The sequence below is a fragment of the Streptomyces sp. NPDC053426 genome (assembly GCF_055585405.1).
The window spans coordinates 122,819-137,165 of record NZ_JBVJKE010000007.1 but is presented as its reverse complement, the minus strand read 5'-3'; the positions used below and the strand labels follow the sequence as shown (position 1 = coordinate 137,165).

The 14,347-nt window shown below is 72.7% G+C and carries 15 protein-coding genes, 1 tRNA gene and 3 pseudogenes; 15 read left to right on the top strand and 4 right to left on the bottom strand.

Going from position 1 to position 14,347, the window contains the following annotated elements:
* Positions 1-53: 53 nt before the first annotated feature.
* Together ACZ62B_RS16325 and ACZ62B_RS16320 are read left to right on the top strand one after the other, a co-directional pair.
* Positions 54-138: transfer RNA gene (locus tag ACZ62B_RS16325), tRNA-Leu, on the top strand.
* Between the two features lie 427 nt (positions 139-565).
* Positions 566-802 (top strand): annotated as a pseudogene (locus ACZ62B_RS16320) (hypothetical protein); the annotation flags it as partial.
* Between the two features lie 111 nt (positions 803-913).
* Here ACZ62B_RS16320 and ACZ62B_RS16315 read toward each other — a convergent pair.
* Complete coding sequence (locus ACZ62B_RS16315; protein WP_469690810.1) at positions 914-1,504, bottom strand: helix-turn-helix domain-containing protein; 591 nt, start codon at positions 1,502-1,504, stop codon at positions 914-916.
* Between the two features lie 96 nt (positions 1,505-1,600).
* Here ACZ62B_RS16315 and ACZ62B_RS16310 point away from each other — a divergent pair, with 96 nt between their 5' ends.
* From ACZ62B_RS16310 to ACZ62B_RS16300, 3 genes are all read left to right on the top strand, one after another.
* A complete protein-coding gene (locus ACZ62B_RS16310; RefSeq protein ID WP_469690996.1) occupies positions 1,601-1,921 on the top strand; it encodes a hypothetical protein in 321 nt (106 codons plus the stop codon).
* An 86-nt stretch (positions 1,922-2,007) separates the two neighbouring features.
* Positions 2,008-3,600 (top strand): MFS transporter, encoded by a 1,593-nt coding sequence (locus ACZ62B_RS16305; protein WP_469690808.1) that lies wholly within the window; start codon positions 2,008-2,010, stop codon positions 3,598-3,600.
* 295 nt (positions 3,601-3,895) lie between these two features.
* A complete protein-coding gene (locus ACZ62B_RS16300) occupies positions 3,896-4,366 on the top strand; it encodes a hemerythrin domain-containing protein (protein ID WP_469690806.1) in 471 nt (156 codons plus the stop codon).
* Between the two features lie 166 nt (positions 4,367-4,532).
* Here the strand turns inward: ACZ62B_RS16300 and ACZ62B_RS16295 are convergent.
* Together ACZ62B_RS16295 and ACZ62B_RS16290 are read right to left on the bottom strand one after the other, a co-directional pair.
* Positions 4,533-4,922 (bottom strand): annotated as a pseudogene (locus tag ACZ62B_RS16295) (SgcJ/EcaC family oxidoreductase); the annotation flags it as partial.
* 207 nt (positions 4,923-5,129) lie between these two features.
* The gene (locus ACZ62B_RS16290; protein WP_468877685.1) at positions 5,130-5,810 is read right to left on the bottom strand and encodes a TetR/AcrR family transcriptional regulator; all 681 of its coding nucleotides are present in this window, start codon (positions 5,808-5,810) and stop codon (positions 5,130-5,132) included.
* 101 nt (positions 5,811-5,911) lie between these two features.
* Here ACZ62B_RS16290 and ACZ62B_RS16285 point away from each other — a divergent pair, with 101 nt between their 5' ends.
* From ACZ62B_RS16285 to ACZ62B_RS16275, 3 genes are all read left to right on the top strand, one after another.
* Positions 5,912-6,877, top strand: coding sequence for an NAD(P)-dependent alcohol dehydrogenase (locus ACZ62B_RS16285; protein ID WP_469690803.1), 966 nt, complete (start codon positions 5,912-5,914; stop codon positions 6,875-6,877).
* Positions 6,878-6,892: 15 nt separating this feature from the next.
* Positions 6,893-7,384, top strand: coding sequence for a HEAT repeat domain-containing protein (locus ACZ62B_RS16280; RefSeq protein WP_469690802.1), 492 nt, complete (start codon positions 6,893-6,895; stop codon positions 7,382-7,384).
* A 92-nt stretch (positions 7,385-7,476) separates the two neighbouring features.
* Positions 7,477-7,962, top strand: coding sequence for a hypothetical protein (locus tag ACZ62B_RS16275; RefSeq protein WP_469690801.1), 486 nt, complete (start codon positions 7,477-7,479; stop codon positions 7,960-7,962).
* Here the strand turns inward: ACZ62B_RS16275 and ACZ62B_RS16270 are convergent.
* Entirely contained in the window at positions 7,959-8,087 is a 129-nt protein-coding gene (locus tag ACZ62B_RS16270; protein ID WP_469690799.1) for a hypothetical protein, read from the bottom strand. The genes ACZ62B_RS16275 and ACZ62B_RS16270 overlap by 4 nt on opposite strands.
* 29 nt (positions 8,088-8,116) lie before the next feature.
* Here ACZ62B_RS16270 and ACZ62B_RS16265 point away from each other — a divergent pair.
* The 7 genes and pseudogenes from ACZ62B_RS16265 to acpS all read left to right on the top strand — a co-directional run.
* Positions 8,117-8,450 (top strand): annotated as a pseudogene (locus tag ACZ62B_RS16265) (VOC family protein); the annotation flags it as partial.
* A gap of 452 nt (positions 8,451-8,902) precedes the next feature.
* Positions 8,903-9,334 carry a cupin domain-containing protein gene (locus ACZ62B_RS16260; RefSeq protein WP_030818971.1) on the top strand — a complete coding sequence of 144 codons (432 nt, stop codon included), beginning with the start codon at positions 8,903-8,905 and terminating at the stop codon, positions 9,332-9,334.
* Positions 9,331-10,362 (top strand): class I SAM-dependent methyltransferase, encoded by a 1,032-nt coding sequence (locus ACZ62B_RS16255; protein WP_468877667.1) that lies wholly within the window; start codon positions 9,331-9,333, stop codon positions 10,360-10,362. Before ACZ62B_RS16260 ends, ACZ62B_RS16255 begins: the two co-directional genes overlap by 4 nt.
* Positions 10,359-11,402 (top strand): methyltransferase domain-containing protein, encoded by a 1,044-nt coding sequence (locus tag ACZ62B_RS16250; protein WP_469690796.1) that lies wholly within the window; start codon positions 10,359-10,361, stop codon positions 11,400-11,402. The genes ACZ62B_RS16255 and ACZ62B_RS16250 overlap by 4 nt, the downstream gene beginning before the upstream one ends.
* 2 nt (positions 11,403-11,404) lie before the next feature.
* A complete protein-coding gene (locus tag ACZ62B_RS16245; RefSeq protein WP_469690793.1) occupies positions 11,405-12,691 on the top strand; it encodes a beta-ketoacyl-[acyl-carrier-protein] synthase family protein in 1,287 nt (428 codons plus the stop codon).
* Positions 12,688-13,926, top strand: a complete 1,239-nt coding sequence (locus ACZ62B_RS16240; RefSeq protein WP_468877658.1) for a beta-ketoacyl-[acyl-carrier-protein] synthase family protein — start codon at positions 12,688-12,690, stop codon at positions 13,924-13,926. The genes ACZ62B_RS16245 and ACZ62B_RS16240 overlap by 4 nt, the downstream gene beginning before the upstream one ends.
* Entirely contained in the window at positions 13,905-14,330 is a 426-nt protein-coding gene (gene acpS, locus ACZ62B_RS16235) for a holo-ACP synthase (protein WP_235617959.1), read from the top strand. The genes ACZ62B_RS16240 and acpS overlap by 22 nt, the downstream gene beginning before the upstream one ends.
* The last annotated feature ends 17 nt before the right edge of the window (positions 14,331-14,347 follow it).

The window sequence follows — 14,347 nt, the reverse complement described above, 5'->3', positions numbered from 1 at the left end:
TGGTTGTCCATGTCGCCGCGGGGGGAACACCCCGCCGAGGCGGCGGACACCTTGTCCGGGTGGCGGAATGGCAGACGCGCTAGCTTGAGGTGCTAGTGCCCTTTATCGGGCGTGGGGGTTCAAGTCCCCCCTCGGACACATCGCTCGATCGATGGCCCCGACCGAAACGGTCGGGGCCATCGATCGTTCTCGTGCCACCGAGGGTGATGCGTGACGTCCCGGAGGGGTGTGTCCCTCCTTCGGTTCCTCGGCCCGCAGGGTGCCGCCGCGCAAGGACTTCGTCGTCGTGAGGCACTGCGTCGGACTGCCGCGGAGCCGCGCGGCGGCCGGGGTGGGCTTCACGAGGACCTTTCGGGCGGGACGGCTACCGGATCGCCGGGTGCGCGCCCCCGTGACCGCGGGCGTCGGCACCGTGACGACCGGCATCAGAAACGACGCCCACCTCGGACGACGAAACCCGCCCGGTCCGATCTCCGGACCGACCCGGTCGCGCGGCACGACGGGCGCGGGCGCCGGTGATGTCCGTTTTCCTGAGATGTCGTACGGGTGGCCGTGACGGGACGTCATGTGGTGTTCCGCGGCATGGTGGCGACCGTGCCCGCGCTGCACGACGCCCGGGCCGCCCGCGGGTACCGGGCCGTCACCCGGCCTTCCCGAACACCGCCGACATGCCGTCTCCCGTGTCCTGCGCCACCACGCCCACGCGCATTCCGCCTGTCACGCCCTGGGCGACCTGGAGCACCCCTCCGGCAGCCGGCTCGTCCTGCACGACCGCACCGAACGCCCGCTGACCGTCCGCGATCCGGCCCGGCTCCGGCTGCCGTCGGTCCGGCTCGCCCACCTCTCCGCCTGCGCCACCCCGCACACCGGCCCCGAACTCGCCGACCGGGAGGGCCGCCGCGCGGCCCCGCCGTCACTCGGGAGCGCCCTGGGCGTCGTCGTCGCTGTCGCTCTGGTGGCCGCGGCGGGCGTCGCGGTCGAAGATGCCCAGGATCTCGCAGGGTCCGCCGTCGGCGCCGATCGCGTGCGGCATCATCGTGGGGAACTCGGCGGCCTGATTGGTCTCGAGGCGGAAGCGGCGGTGGCCGAGCATGAGGATCGCCGTGCCGGACAGGACGACGAGCCATTCGCGCCCCGGGTGGGCGCGCATGCGCGCCGGGTTCTCGGGGGGCGGCCCGGTCATGCGCTGGCGCACCACGCTCATCCCGGGGTCGGCCTTGACGGTCCAGCGCATCCGGCCGTGGGCGCCGTCGATCGTCGGGCTGGTGACGACGTCGTCGGTGGCGGTCTCCACGAGTTGGTCGAGCGTGGTGTCCAGGGCGCGGGCGAGGGTGACCAGCTGATCCAGTGCGAGGCGGCGCCGGCCGTTCTCGATACGGCTCAGCGAGGACTGGCTGAGGTGGGCGCGGGAGGCCAGTTCCTCCAGGGACCAGCCCTGCGCCACCCGCAAGGCGCGGATGCGTTTGCGTACGAGGCTGTCCAGATCTCCATCTTCTTGCGTCATGGGCAACATCGTATGCCTTTGAGGCAAGCCCGGCTTAGCGTCGTGTGCAGACGGTCCGCGGCGTCCGGGACCGGTGCACGAGAAGGACAGGAGGCCATGGCCGTGGCGATTTCCCCGTACGCGAGCGACGCACTGCCCGGCGGGACCGCGGTCGCCACCCGGACGGAGGCCCGTACCGGGGGTCTGAACGGTCCGAAGCCGCCGGTGCGGGACCTGCCCGACGGCACGGGCCGCGGCCTCGCCTCCGGCGCGGCGGGCACCACCGGGGCGCGGGGCGTGCGGGTGGCGGGCGTGCGGGTGGCGGGCGACGCCACCGGCCCCGCCGCCCGGGCCGGCGCCCACATCGACGGCGTGCCGGTCACCGCGGACACCGACGCGGCCCTCACCGCGGCCCGGGGCGGGACTCCCGCCCTCTGACATCCGGCGCGGCACCGCCCGCCCCCTTCACCCGGCGACCGGTCCCGCCCCGGTGCTGACCCGGCACGCCCTTCTGAGAGGAATCCATGAGTACGAACCAGCCCGTACCGGCCGCGCGGACCGGTGGCCGGAGTGCCCCCGACGCGCGTCGGCTGCGCATGATCCTGATCACCGTCTCCCTCGCCCTGATGGCGGTCATCGCCTCGGTGACCGGGCTGAACGTCGCGCAGACCCACATGGCCGTGGAGTTCGGCGCCTCCCAGGGCACGGTCCTGTGGATCATCAACGTCTACACCCTCGCCCTGGCCGCGCTGCTGCTGCCGCTCGGCGCCCTGGGCGACCGCCTGGGCCGCAAGCCCCTGCTCGTCGCCGGCCTGGGAGTCTTCGGCACCGCCACCGTGATCGCCGGTCTGGCCCCGACCGCCGAAGTGATGCTCGCCGCCCGCGCGGCCGCCGGCATCGGCGCCGCCATGATCATGCCGATCACGCTCTCCGTCATCACCTCCACCTTCCCCGAGGAGCGGCGCGGCAAGGCGATCGGCGTGTGGACCGGAGTCGCCGGGGGAGGCGGGATCCTGGGCATGTTCCTCTCCGCGCTCCTCGTCGACGTCGCCGACTGGCGCTGGCTGTTCGTCCTGCCGGCGGTCCTGGTCCTCGTGGCCCTGGCCATGACCTTGAAGTCGGTTCCCGACTCCCGCGAGACCCCGGCCCACCGGTTCGACACCGTCGGCGCCCTGCTCTCCGCGATCGCCGTGACCGGCCTCATCTTCGTCCTGCAGGAAGGCCCCGAACGCGGCTGGACCGCGCCCGCGACGCTGACCGGCCTGACAGCCGGCCTCGTCGCCACGGCCGGGTTCGTGGCCTGGGAGCTGCACCGCCGCGACGCCTCCCTGCTGGACGTGCGGCTGTTCCGGGAGCGCGGACTGTCGGGCGGCTCGCTCACGCTGCTGGTGGTCTTCGGCGTCCAGGCGGGCATCGGCGTGGTCCTCTTCCCGTTCTTCCAGGCCGTACTCGGCTGGTCGGGACTGCTGTCCACGGTCGCGATGATGCCCATGGCCGTCGCGATGATGACGGCCTCCGGCCTGGCCCCCGGGCTGGCCGCGGGCATCGGTGCCCGCCCGACCGTGATGGTGGGCGTCGCACTGGCCGGGGCCGGCATGGCACTCATGGCGCTCCTCGTCTCCGTCGGCGGCGGCTACCCGTCCGTCCTGCCCGGCCTGCTCGCCATGGGCGTCGGGATGGGCCTGTCGATGACCCCGTCCACGGAGGCGATCACCGCCTCCCTGCCGCGCGAGAAGCAGGGCGTCGCCTCCGCCCTCAACGACGTCACCCGCGAGTTCGGCACCGCACTCGGCATCGCCCTGCTCGGCGCGCTCGTGTCCGCCGGCTACCGCGACGCCATCGACGACAGGCTGCACGGCGTCCCCCGAGACGCCGCGGACACCGCCCGGGAAGGCGTCGCCAACGCTGTCGAGGTGGCGGGCGGCACCGGACCGCACGCATCGGACCTGCTCCACGCGGCGCAGCAGTCCTTCGTCGACGGCTGGCAGCAGGCCATGTGGGCAGGCGCCCTCCTCATGGGAGCCCTGTTCGTCCACATCGCCCTCCGCGGCCCCAGGAACACACCCTCCACGGTCGCGGACGAGACAGACCCCGCCGAGACCGTCTCCACCGGCTGACCGCACACGAACCGGCCCCGGCGAGCGGACCGCTGCGCGAACACCGCGTCCGCCGACCGCTCACCGGAGCCGGTGAGCCGCTTGAGATCTCGTCCCCTTGGCCGCTTCCCGCCTCTCACGACGACCCCGCCTGCGCAGGGCGGGCCACGCTCGGCGTGGGGACAGCAGTGGTGCCGGCGGCAGCGGGCACGGTAGTGTGCGGGAAGCGTCGCGTGCCGGTGGCAGACCGTGTCAGGCATGGAGGCGCCGGATCGAAGGAGGCCGACGATGTACTCGTCGCACCCTTCGCTCTCGCGTGACTGAGCGCGAGACGACCAGGCTCGTCGCCTGGAGCCAGGAACTCCGCCGGGTGCACGGCCGACTGCGAGAAGCGTTGTCCGTGACCCGCGCATCCCTTGCCGACGGCACCCCCGGTGAGGCGGCCACTCGTGAACTGCTGCTGTACTGCCACGGCTTCTGCACGGCTCTCGACGGCCACCACCAAGGCGAAGACCGCACCCTGTTCCCGGCCGTCGCAGCCGCGTACCCGAAGCTGCGCCCGGTGCTGCGCTCGCTCGAGCAGGATCACTCGGTGATCGCCCACCTGCTGGGCAGCCTGCGCAACGCTGTCGACCGGGCCGCACCGCCCGAGGAACTCGGCCGGCACCTCGAAGGCATTGCCGCGATCATGGAGAACCACTTCCGCTACGAGGAGCGGCAACTGCTCACCGTGCTCGAAACCCTCGAGCCGGCAGCCGCACCAGAAGAGGCGCTGGGCCCGCTGTGACCCTCGACCGGGCGGTGGGTGGCGGTGGCGGCCGTCGCCGTCGGATCGATCAGTCCCGTTGCGCTTCGCGAGATGCCGGTTGTCCGCTCCTGCGGAAGCTTCAGCCGGTGGTTCGCCCGGTCGTGAGAGGAACGGCGGCCCGGGTGACCAGTGACGCGGAGCGCTGATCGACTCGCACTTCGGTGTTCTGGCAGGCGTGCAGCAGCCAGGTCCCGTTTTCCTGCTTGGTCATGACGTACAGCGGAGCACCCTCCGTGTCGCCTTCTGCGGAACGGTAGACCTGCCGGACCTTGACGGCCGCCACGTCGGGCCGCAGGAACTGCGTGTGCACTGCCTCGTAGGTGACCTCGCCGTCCCAGCTCGCGTGGGGCAGGACGGCGCGGGTGAACTCGGCGATCGCCTCGAAGCCGATGAGGACCTTGCCGTGGGCAGTGGTCCAGAGGGCGTCGGGGTGGAAGAGCGCGAGGAACCCCTCGGCGTCCTTGGCGCGCTGAGCGCGCTCGACGGCGGCCACGACCTGCTCGATGGCCTTGATGTCCGCGGTTTCGGTGTTCATGCAGATCACTCTGAAACCTCAAGTCGCCTTCAGGTCAAGGGCCGCAGCCGTGTCCGTCCTGACCGACGGCCGGCACGGGCAGCGACAGAACTCCCTCGCATCACAAGGTTGTTGACGTTGCGGTGCAACGGGCGGGGTCCGGCCGGGGCCTGCCGGGGAAGTGGAGTTGCCGGACCGGACGCGCCCTGCGGCGGGTACCGGGTCAGGTCAGGCTCGGGGGACCCGCTGCCGCCGGGAGCCGTCAGCGGCGATCGGGAGGCTGCGCAGTGTCAGCGCACTCGGCGGAGGCAGCGGCTCGTCGGCCGCGTCGGCGCGGAACGACTGGAGCAGGTAGGCCACCAGGCGCCGGGACGCCGCGTCGTCACCCGGCAGGGCGGTCACCAGGGCGCAGTGTGCCAACAGGACCATGGCGAGGTCGGAAGGGTGGAAGTCGGCCCGCAGGGCGCCCGACGCCTGGGCCCTGCGTACCAGGGTCGTGAAGTCCCGCTCGGCTCGTTGCCGGGACCGCGCGTGTTCCGACGTGCTTTCCGGGAAGGCCGCGACGAACGCGGCCGGGAACCCGCGTTCCTCCCGTTGCAGGGCGCAGACCGTCTCGACCAGTTGCTGGAATCCCTGCCACGGATCGGGGGCGGCCAGAGCCTCGGTGAGCGCTCGCGCGCAGGTCTCCATCTGCTGCGCGAACGCGCCCTGCACCAGGGCGTCCCGGGTCGGGAAATGCCGGTACAGCGTCGCCACGCCGACTCCGGCCCGACGGGCCACGGTCGCCATCGGGGCGTCGATCCCGTGCTCCGCGAAGACCGCGCGGGCGGCGACGAGGACGCGCTCCCGGTTGCGCCGGGCGTCCGCCCGCAGTCCGCCCCGGGCTGCGATCCGAGAGGATTCCACCATCACTGTTTCTCGCTTCGGCTCTAAACGGACGATCGCGTCCACTTGAGAGCCTACCGTCGGTGTCGGTTCCTTGTACGACGACTGGCGACAAAGGCGGAACGATGAACGACCGCATGATGAAAGCCGTGCTCTACGACCGCTACGGCGGCCCCGACGTGCTGTACCTGGGCCGCGTGCCACGCCCCGAGCCGGCCGCCGGCGAGGTGCTGGTGAAGGTGCGCGCGTTCAGCGTCAACGGCGGTGAACTGGCAGTCCGTGCCGGCCGCCTTCGCCTCGTGACCGGCCGGAGATTCCCCAAGCGCGTCGGCCTGGACTTCACCGGCGAGGTCGCCGCATCGGGTGCCGGCGTCACACGGCTCGCGGACGGCGACCGCGTATGGGGAGTCCTCGGCCGCACCTCAGGGTTCGGCAGCGCCGCCGAGTACGTGACCGTGCCCGCCGAGCGGATCGGCCGGCTCCCTGACGGCCTTGACCTGGTGGACGCCGCCGCGCTGCCGGTGGCCACCACGGCCGTCACCGCCCTGCGGGACAAAGCCGGGCTGCGCCCCGGCGAACGACTCCTCGTCCGGGGCGCGGCGGGCGGCGTCGGCAACGCCGCCGTCCAGCTCGGACGGGCGTACGGCGCCGAGGTCACGGCCCTCGCCCGTGCGGCCAACCTCGACTTCGTGCGCGGGCTCGGCGCGCACAGGGCCGTCGACCACCGGGGCGTGCGGCCGGCGGAACTGGGCCGCTTCGACGTGGTCCTGGACACCGTGGGCACCGATCCGGGAGTCTTCCGCCGCCTGCTGAATCCCGGCGGGCGCATGGTCACCATCGCCTTCGACATGAAACGGCCCGCGGCATCGCTCGGCTACCTCGCGGCCAGCACGGTCCACGGGCGTGGCCGGGTGCGCTTCTTCAGCGGCAACCCCACGCGGGCGGACTTCGACGACCTCGCCCGCCATGTGGCCGAGGGCAGGCTGAGCCCCGCGGTGGACACGGTCTTCCCCCTGGAGGAGACCGCGGCGGCCCACCAGGCGCTGGAAGCGGGCGGCGTCCAGGGCAAGTACGTGGTCAAGGTCGCGTAGAACCCCTGTGAAGGCGTGCTGGTCACAGCCACTCGTCGACGGCCGCTGCGAGCACCGTCGAGCCGTGGCCACGCGCGGGTCGGCGGCCTCCTCGCCACCCTGCTGACCTCTGGCAGCCCCGAACTGCGGGCCACGACGGCGAACCTGCCGGCGTGGTTCCCCGAGTCCGCGGCGACGGGAGTGGTCGCCCTCGGCCTGCTCGGCGATCCGGCGACCGTCCCCTTCATCGAGCCCTACCTGGAGAGCCCGGTCGTCGAGCTGCGCTGGGCCTCCGCCTTCGCGACAGCGCACACGCTGTTCACGCTGCTCTTCCCGGGCGATCCCGCCGAACCACCGCGGTCCTTCGACGACCCGAGCACCGTGCGGCAGTGTGTCGTGCGCTTCGTCGCCGGCCAGGACGAGGCTGCCTGGCCGTACGGTGCCAGGGACGCCCTGCGTCGGTGGAAGGTGCCGACCGCCCACCCTGACCTGCGGGTCCACGCCGGAATCGTCCAGGGCGGCCCGTAGGCCGGCGTCCGAGGCCCGGCCCTGCTCGCGTGGCCGCACCGGCTCGCCTTCCGGAGAGACACCTCCTCGGTCCAGCGTGGCAGCATGTGGCGATGGTCCTTCGACACCCTGACGGCGACTACGCGATCACCACGATGTACTCCGTGCCCGATGACGCCTGGTATCTGGAACTGGATCTCGTGGCCGGGCAACGGAACCTCGTGACCGCGATCGTCCCCGACGAGGATCCGGCACGGGAGCCGACGGTGTGCTTCAACCCGCACGCAGGGCACCAGGACGTCCCGTACGAGGTCATGCGCTGGTTCATGCACCAGGCCGATGAGGAAATACGTACCTCCCGTTCCTGGATGCGGCTGAGACCGGAGCTCGTCGAGATCATCCACCGACTCCGTCAGGAGCACAGGGGCGTCATCGACGACGACGACTTTCCCCGGGTTCTGGCGGACGTGCGCACCACGGTCCCCGAGGAAGACCTCCCCGCCGTTCTGGAGGCCGCCTTCGGGCGGAATCCCGACGGCACCACCATGGACCACCCGCGAACGCCTCAGCCCGTGGAGGGTCAAGGAGGCGGGGTCTAGCCGAAGACGAGTTCGACGTCCTTCAGGGACGGCCCACCACCGGGGCGAACGCCCGAACCGCCGACCGTGATCGCACCCGCTGTCCGCGCGTCCTCGTACCACGTGACGACAGGACCGTGCTTCACGACGACATCGCGTGTCGGTCACCGGCTGGGTGAGGCATGGAGGTGTCGGGACATCCCTTCGGAGGCGTTCCCCGTCAGTCGGGTCGAACCACACGATCGTCCACGCCCGGGGCGACCGGGAGTCCGCGGGGCTCTTCGAGAAGCTGCTCGGCCTTGAGGGCACCGCCGAGTGGGGCCCGTTCACCGCGGCCGACCTGAGCAACGGCGTCACGCCGGACTTCGCCACCATCCCCGCGGACAGCACCACCCCCAGCACTACGCCGCCCCCACCGCAAGCAGCCCGACGCGATCGACCACAACGACGGTGGCCGCGGCGTGTACTTCATGGACCCGGCAGGCCACGCCATGGAACTCATCACCGTGGCCGTGCGCCACTCGCGGGCCGAAGCCCCCCGGGACCCCGGCCGCCGCGTCGTTCGCCTGCTTCACCAGGTCGTCGTCGGGCAGCGCGAGCAGGCCGGTGACGGGCCCGTTCACGGAGACGCAGGGCGGCGCGCGTGGCCGCCGGGGCAGGGGATCCGCTCGCCCATCTGCGCCGGGGCCCGGTCGGAGCCGTCGGCGTGTTCCCGTGCGTCCCGGCCCCGTGGGCGTTTGTCCCATGCGCGGGCCGGACATTCGCCCGGCGCGCGCAGTGGCCCTTGCCCGTCGAGACGGCCGGAGACGCTCACCTAGATTCGGCACCGGCGGTCGGCGAGGCGAAAGCCGGTACGGCAGGAACCGGCCCGGCGAAAACCGTCGTATTCCAGTCGTATTTCCGCTCGCATTCCGCTCGCATTCCGCAATGGGAATTTCCCCGGTGAAAAGAAGGGTGTCGGATGAAACGCGTGCACCGGACACAGGTGAAGGCCGAAATCGTACGGGAGCCGGGTGCCAAGGAGACGACCCACCGCAAGCTCATCGACACGCCGGACGGTGCCGACCGGTTCGTCCTCACGGAGTTCGAGGTGGCGCCGAACGGTTCCACCCCGCCCCACTTCCACGAGTGGGAGCACGAGATCTACGTGATCGAAGGCTCCATGGGCCTCGTCATGCCCGACCAGGGCCGCACCGAGCAGGTCGGCCCCGGAGACGCCATCTTCATCCCCCGCAACGAGCCGCACGGCTTCGTGACCGGACCCGACCAGACCTGCCGGTTCCTGGTCGTCGCCCCCACCGAGCGGCCCCCGGTGCGCAACGTCTTCCTCTCCGAGGACCCCTACGAGTACACCCAGCTGCCCGAGTACACCAGCCTCCTGGAGGGCAAGTGACCACCACGGCGCCTACCCGGGAGGACTCCTCCCGGGTCCACTCCATCCTGACCGCCTACCTCCAGTCGAAGGCGGTGTTCACCGCCCTCGACCTGGGTGTCTTCGAAGCCCTGGACAAGGCGCCGCGCACCGTGGAGGACCTGGCCGGCGAGCTCGGCCTCAGTCCGCGACCCACCCGGGCGCTCCTCGTCGCGCTCAAGGGCCTGGACCTCGTGCGCGCCGAGGGCGGGACGTACCGCAACAGCGAGGAGGCCGACCGCTACCTGGTCGCCGGGCGGCCCGACTACATGGGCGGCTTCGCCGAGCACCAGGACTCCCACTTCGGCCACTTCGCCCGGCTCGACGAGGCCGTACGCACCAACGCCTCGCTCAACCAGCGGGTGCTGAAGAAGGGGTACCGCGACCAGGGCGCCGCGGCCGGCGAGGGCCGCGAGGGCACCGGCCGGCTCATCCAGGCCATGCGGGTCAGCTCCCGCCTCCAGGCGGACAGGCTGGCCGCCGCCGCGCCCCTGGACGACGTGCGCCACGTCATCGACCTGGGCTGCGGCTCCGGCGACTACTCCATCGCGCTCGCCAAGCGCCACCCCGGGCTGCGCGTCACCTCCCTCGACTACCCCGCCGTCACCGACCTGGCCCGCGCCAACGTGAAGGAGGCCGGGCTCGAGGACCGGATCGAGGTCGTGCCCGCCGACATCATGGAGGACGCCTGGCCCGAGAGCGACGCCGTCCTGCTCTCCCACGTCCTCGACGGTTACGGCCCCGAGCGCGCCGCGCACCTGGTGAAGCGGATCCACGCCCACCTCCCCGACGGCGGGCGGCTGCTGGTGCACTCCCACATGCCGTCGCTCGCCTCCGGGCTCTTCCCCTCCATGTTCGGGCTGATCCTGCTGGTCAACACCGAGGAGGGCGAGGTCCGGGACGTCGACGAGATCCGCTCCTGGGTGGACGCCGCCGGATTCCGGGACGTGGAGACCGGGAACGTGTCGGCGCTGTCCGGGCTGCTCGTCGCGACGAAGGGCTCCGGGTGACGGACACGTCCACGCCGCCGGCCTCCGTCGCCACGGCCCTCGCCCGCTACACCGCACTGCCCGACCCCGCACCGCTGCTGGCCCTCAACTTCGGCTTCGCGCGGGCGAGGGCACTGGGCGCGGCCCTGGACCTGGGCGTGTTCACCGCCCTGGCCGGGGCGCCGCGCACCACGGCACGACTCGCCGGCGACCTGGGCTGCGACGCGCGGCTGCTGGGCGAACTGCTGGAGGTCCTCCAGGACTTCGGGCTGGTGTCGGGTGACGGCGGAGCGGGCTGGGCGCCGACCGGGACGGCGCGCGCCTACCTGGTGGAGGGAGCCCCGGCCTACCTCGGGGACCACTTCGACGAGGTGCTCGCGCAGTGGGACCGCTGGAGCGCGCTCACGTCCCTCGTGCGCTCCGGCGACCGCGGCGGCGACCTCGGCGACCCGGCCGGACGCGGGCGGCACCGGGGCATGTTCGCCGGCGCCTTCCCGCTCGCCGTGCGGATCGCGTCCGGTGTGGTCGCGGACCTGGGGCCGGTCGACGCCGGCCGGGTCCTGGACTTCACCTGCGGCAGCGGGGAGTGGGGCATCGCGCTGGCCGGCGCCGACCCCCGGGCGCGGGTGACCGCGCACGACGATCCGGCCCTGCTCGCCGTGGCCCGCGAACGCGCCGCGGAGTTCGGGGTCGCCGGAAGGTTCCGCTTCGTACCGGCCGACTTCGGGGGCACGCCGTTCGCGGAGGGCGAGTTCGACACCGTCGTCATGGCGCACGCGGGCCGGTTCGCCGGCCGGCGGACCGCCGCCCTGCTGCTCCGGGAGTGCGCCCGCGTGCTGCGGCCCGGAGGCACGCTGCTGCTCGCCGACATCATGCGGACGCCGCCCGGACAGTCCCCGCTCGGCCGTCCCATGCTCGCGCTCAGCCTCCTGGTGAACACCGAGAACGGCGGCCTGCCCGAGGCCGACGAATACCGCGCCCTCATGGCCGAGGCCGGGATCACGGCGAAGGAATGCGTCACTCGCGGGCTGGTGACGGCCCTGACGGGAGAAAGGCAGTAACCATGCGAGAAGTGGTCGTCACCGGGCTCGGAGTCGTCAGCCCGGCGGGAACAGGAAAGGAAGCCTTCTGGGACACGGTCTCGGCGGGCAGGAGCGTCACCAAACCGCTCTCCGACATCACCAGTTCCGCCCTGTTCAAGGAATTCTCCTTTCTCTCCGACGCGGTGGCGGAGGTACCCGGATTCGAGGAGCAGGTACCCTCCCTGCCGCCCGAGGTGCAACGGCTGGACAGGTACGTGCAGTTCGCCGTCGCGGCCGCCGCCCAGGCCATGCGGGACGCCGGCCTCGAGGCCGGCGGTCACACGGCCGACCGCACCGGCATCTCGCTGTCCACGGCGATCTGCGGCACGCCCAAGATGGAGGAGGAGTTCCTCGCTGTCACGGATGAGGGCCGCAAGCCCATCGACCCGGCGAAGGCGGGCCGCGACCTGTACCTCGCCTCCATGTCGAACACCCCCGGCACGGTCCTGTCCGCCCTGTTCGGGGCGCAGGGTCCGTGCGTCACCCTGTCCACCGGCTGCATCGGCGGCATCGACGCGGTCGGCCACGCCTTCGAGACCATCGCCCACGGGGACGCGGACGTGATGATCGCCGGAGCCACCGAAGCGCCCATCACCCCGGTCACCGTGGCATCCTTCGAGATCATCAACTGCCTCTCCCGCGCCCACAAGGACCGGCCCGAGGCCGCCTCCCGCCCCTACGACGACGGGCGCGACGGCTTCGTACTGGGCGAGGGCTGCGGCATCCTGGTGCTGGAGGAACGGGAGCACGCACGCGCCCGCGGGGCGACGCCGTACCTGCGGATCGACGGCTTCTCCCACACCTCCAACGCCATCCACATGACCGACCTGCTGTCCGACGGCGCCGATCTGACCCGTGCCATGACCCAGGCCGTCGAGCGCGCCGGACTGAGCCCCGACGACATCGACCACGTCAGCTCGCACGGCAGCTCGACCCGGCAGAACGACACCTGCGAGACCAGTGCGCTCAAACTGGCCCTGGGCCCGCGCGCCCGGGCGATCCCGGTGAACTCCGCCAAGTCCATGCTGGGCCACGCCCTGGCCGCGGCCAGCGCCATGGAGCTCGTGCTGTGCGCCCTGGCCTGCACCCACCGCTTCGTGCACCCCACCGCCAACTACGAGAACCCCGACCCGACGTGCGACCTCGACTACGTGCCGGGCACCGGCCGGCCCTGGGACGGTGAGGTCATCCTCAAGGACGCCAGCGGCTTCGCCGGCCTGCACGCGGCCCTGGTCGCCGGCGCGGTCCGGGAAGGAGGCCGGCGATGAGCGTCGTCGTCACCGGAATCGGCGCGGTCACCCCGGCCGGCACGGGTCTCGACCCCCTGTGGGAGGGAGCCAGGGAAGGGGTCGCGCACATCGCCGCCATCGACCGCTTCGACGCCTCGGCCTACGCCTGCCCGGCCGCGGGCCAGTCGGGCTTCGACGCCGACGCCGAACTGCCGTCCCGGTTCGTCAAGCGCACCGACCGCTTCACGCACCTGGCCGTCCACGCCGTGCGCCAGGCCCTCGACGAGGCCGGCGTCGCCGTCGGCACGGACGTGACCCCCGAGCGCACCGCCGTCATGGTCGGCAACATCCTCGGCGGCTGGGAGTTCGCCGAACGCGAGCTGCGCAACCTGTGGACCGACGGCCCGCGCGCGGTCAGCCCCTACCAGGCGACCGCCTGGTTCCCCGCCGCCCCGCAGGGCAACATCTGCATCGACCAGGGCGTCAAGGGCCCGGCCCGCACCTTCGTGGCCGACCGCGCGAGCGGCGCGTACGCCCTGATCGGCGGGGCCGAGGCGCTGCTGCGCGACCGCGCCGACGTCGTCATCGCGGGCGGTGTCGAGGCGCCGCTGTCACCGTACGGCTGGCTGTGCCTGGAGACCAGCGGGCTCGGCGCCAAGGCCCGCGGCACGCTCGCCCCCGACGAGCTGTACCGGCCCTTCGACGCCGGACACGGCGGCAGCGTCTTCGGCGAGGGCGCGGTGTTCCTGATCCTGGAGCGGCGCGAACACGCCGAACGCCGGGGCGCGACGATCCTCGGCGAACTGGCCGGCTGGGGCGTGAGCACCGACGGCTACATGCCGTACTACACCGTCGAACCGACCGGTCAGGTCCTCGGCCGGGCCATGCGCACCGCGGCCGACCGGGCCGGCGTCTCGGGCGAGGACCTGGGAGCGGTGTTCGCCCACGGCTCCGCGATCCCCTTCGAGGACGTCACCGAGGGCTACGCGCTGCACGAGGCCTTCGGACCGGCCGCGGCCCGGGTGCCGGTCACCGTGCCCAAGTCCGGGTTCGGCCATCTGCTCGGTGCCGCCGCGCCCGCCGACGTGGCGCTGGCGCTGCGGGGCATGCGGGAGGGGACGGTCCCGGCCACCGTCAACCTCGACCGCCCGGCGCCGGGCATCGACCTGGACCTGGTGGGCGGCGAGGCCCGGCCCGCCCCCGGGTGGGAGCACACGCTGGTGGTCTCACGAGGGCTGGGAGGTGTCAACGCGTGCCTGGTGCTGAGGCGCTGACCGGGCAGGTGGTCCCGGACGCACCGGGTGTGCGGGCGGTGGGCATCGACGTGGTCGACGTCGGACGGCTGCGCACCATGCTGGAGCGGCGCGGGCAGCCGCTGCTCGACCGGCTGCTCACCCCGGCCGAACAGACCCTGTGCCAGGGGGCGTCGGCGCGTCACCGCGCCGCCTGCCTGGCCGGCCGGGTGGCGGCCAAGGAGGCCGTGCGCAAGACCCTCGGCGGACACGGCGCGGGCTGCGCGTGGCGGGACGTGGAGATCGGCCGGGAACCGTCCGGGGCGCCGGTGCCCCGGTTGACCGGGCGGGCGGCGCGGGCGTTCGAGACCGCCGGGCTCAGCCGCCTGCACCTGAGCATCACGCACGAGGCCGGCGTCGCCGTGGCCGTCGCCGTGGCCGTGTGAGACACGACGAGAACGAG

Excerpts from the sequence above, each read along its gene's own strand:
- ACZ62B_RS16315 (WP_469690810.1), bottom strand. The coding sequence starts at position 1,504 with ATGACGCAAGAAGATGGAGATCTGGACAGCCTCGTACGCAAACGCATC.
- ACZ62B_RS16310 (WP_469690996.1), top strand. The coding sequence starts at position 1,601 with ATGGCCGTGGCGATTTCCCCGTACGCGAGCGACGCACTGCCCGGCGGG.
- ACZ62B_RS16305 (WP_469690808.1), top strand. The coding sequence starts at position 2,008 with ATGAGTACGAACCAGCCCGTACCGGCCGCGCGGACCGGTGGCCGGAGT.
- ACZ62B_RS16290 (WP_468877685.1), bottom strand. The coding sequence starts at position 5,810 with ATGGTGGAATCCTCTCGGATCGCAGCCCGGGGCGGACTGCGGGCGGAC.
- ACZ62B_RS16285 (WP_469690803.1), top strand. The coding sequence starts at position 5,912 with ATGAACGACCGCATGATGAAAGCCGTGCTCTACGACCGCTACGGCGGC.
- ACZ62B_RS16275 (WP_469690801.1), top strand. The coding sequence starts at position 7,477 with ATGGTCCTTCGACACCCTGACGGCGACTACGCGATCACCACGATGTAC.
- ACZ62B_RS16260 (WP_030818971.1), top strand. The coding sequence starts at position 8,903 with ATGAAACGCGTGCACCGGACACAGGTGAAGGCCGAAATCGTACGGGAG.
- ACZ62B_RS16245 (WP_469690793.1), top strand. The coding sequence starts at position 11,405 with ATGCGAGAAGTGGTCGTCACCGGGCTCGGAGTCGTCAGCCCGGCGGGA.
- ACZ62B_RS16240 (WP_468877658.1), top strand. The coding sequence starts at position 12,688 with ATGAGCGTCGTCGTCACCGGAATCGGCGCGGTCACCCCGGCCGGCACG.